We start from the raw sequence: 1310 nt of genomic DNA, 5'->3' as shown, positions 1-1310 counted from the left end.
GAAAACACGCCGGCTCTCGTGGAGGGTACCCGAGTAGCAGCGGGCCCGTGAAATCTGCTGTGAATCCGTCGGGACCACCCGATAAGCCTGAATACTCCCTGGTGACCGATAGCGGACTAGTACCGTGAGGGAAAGGTGAAAAGTACCCCGGGAGGGGAGTGAAATAGTACCTGAAACCGTGCGCTTACAATCCGTCGGAGCCTTCGAGCAGTTTGGTCTGCTGGGGGTGACGGCGTGCCTTTTGAAGAATGAGCCTGCGAGTTAGTGGCATGTCGCGAGGTTAACCCGTGTGGGGTAGTCGTAGCGAAAGCGAGTCCGAACAGGGCGTTGCAGTGGCATGTTCTAGACCCGAAGCGGAGTGATCTACCCATGGCCAGGGTGAAGCGACGGTAAGACGTCGTGGAGGCCCGAACCCACTTAGGTTGAAAACTGAGGGGATGAGCTGTGGGTAGGGGTGAAAGGCCAATCAAACTCCGTGATAGCTGGTTCTCCCCGAAATGCATTTAGGTGCAGCGTCGCGTGTTTCTCACCGGAGGTAGAGCTACTGGATGGTCTAGGGGGCCCACAAGCTTACCGAAATCAGCCAAACTCCGAATGCCGGTGAGTGAGAGCGCGGCAGTGAGACTGCGGGGGATAAGCTTCGTAGTCGAGAGGGAAACAGCCCAGATCGCCGGCTAAGGCCCCTAAGCGTGTACTAAGTGGAAAAGGATGTGGGATCGCTGAGACAACCAGGAGGTTGGCTTAGAAGCAGCCACCCTTGAAAGAGTGCGTAATAGCTCACTGGTCAAGTGGTTCTGCGCCGACAATGTAGCGGGGCTCAAGTACACCGCCGAAGCCGCGGCACTCACACAACACCCCGGAGGGTTTACGGACCGTCCGGCAGTGGTGTGGGTGGGTAGGGGAGCGTCGTGCCGCCGGGGAAGCGCCGGAGTGATCCAGGTGTGGAGGCGGCGCGAGTGAGAATGCAGGCATGAGTAGCGAAAGACGAGTGAGAAACTCGTCCGCCGAATGACCAAGGGTTCCTGGGCCAGGTTAATCCGCCCAGGGTGAGTCGGGACCTAAGGCGAGGCCGACAGGCGTAGTCGATGGACAACGGGTTGATATTCCCGTACCCGTGTGAACGCGCCCCTGGTGAATCAGTGATGCTAACCGTCCTGAAGCCGGCCGGTTCCTTCGGGAATCGGTTGTGTGGATGCACGGGACCCGATCTGGTAGTAGCCAAGCGATGGGGTGACGCAGGAAGGTAGTGGGGCCGGTCAGTGGTTGTACCGGTGTAAGCCTGTAGGGCGTGACATAGGCAAATCCGTGTC

Annotated in this window: 1 rRNA gene; it reads left to right on the top strand. The window is 58.8% G+C overall.

Going from position 1 to position 1310, the window contains the following annotated elements:
* Positions 1-1310, top strand: a 23S ribosomal RNA gene (locus QYS60_RS25660); the annotation flags it as partial.

The organism is Rhodococcus sp. GXMU-t2271, assembly GCF_041414735.1.
In the GTDB taxonomy this organism is placed as follows: domain Bacteria; phylum Actinomycetota; class Actinomycetes; order Mycobacteriales; family Mycobacteriaceae; genus Rhodococcus; species Rhodococcus indonesiensis.
Note: the sequence above shows the minus strand (reverse complement) of the source record. Positions and strands in the feature narration are given on the sequence as shown.